The 567-nt window shown below is 53.6% G+C and carries 2 protein-coding genes; one reads left to right on the top strand and one right to left on the bottom strand.

Features of this window, described 5'->3' with window-relative positions; genetic code table 11:
* Positions 1-445: hypothetical protein (locus ACTHUM_RS18090; protein ID WP_440403695.1), on the bottom strand; the 445-nt coding region annotated here is incomplete at its 3' end.
* On the opposite strand from ACTHUM_RS18090, the gene ACTHUM_RS18085 reads away from it, so the two are divergent.
* A partial coding sequence (locus tag ACTHUM_RS18085) for a collagen-flanked surface repeat-containing protein (protein ID WP_440403694.1) occupies positions 407-567 on the top strand: 161 nt, incomplete at its 3' end. The two genes, ACTHUM_RS18090 and ACTHUM_RS18085, sit on opposite strands and share 39 nt — an antisense overlap.

The raw sequence follows: 567 nt of genomic DNA, 5'->3' as shown, positions 1-567 counted from the left end.
AGGTGACACTGGTGCCGTAGGTGCCGCTGGCGAAAAAGGCGAAAAAGGTGACACTGGCGCTGCTGGCGAAAAAGGCGAAAAAGGTGACACTGGCGCTGCTGGCGAAAAAGGCGAAAAAGGTGACACTGGCGCCGCTGGCGAAAAAGGCGAGAAAGGTGACACTGGTGCCGCTGGCGAAAAAGGCGAAAAAGGTGATACCGGCGCCGCTGGCGAAAAAGGCGAAAAAGGTGATACCGGCGCCGCTGGCGAAAAAGGCGAAAAAGGTGATACCGGCGCCGCTGGCGAAAAAGGCGAAAAAGGTGACACTGGCGCCGCTGGCGAAAAAGGCGAAAAAGGTGACACTGGTGACACTGGTGCCGCTGGCGCTAAAGGTGAAAAAGGTGACACTGGTGAAAAAGGTGGCAGCATCACAGGTGAAGTTGTAGATAATGGTGATGGTACCCATACAATCACTGTTACTGATCTTGATACCGGCTCAGTCACTACTACCATCGTTAAGGACGGTAAAGACGGTGTAGATGGTAAGAATGCTAAAGCCGACGTTAAAGACAACGGCGACGGTACTCA

The sequence above is a fragment of the Neisseria sp. P0021.S006 genome, from assembly GCF_051956895.1.
Note: the sequence above shows the minus strand (reverse complement) of the source record. Positions and strands in the feature narration are given on the sequence as shown.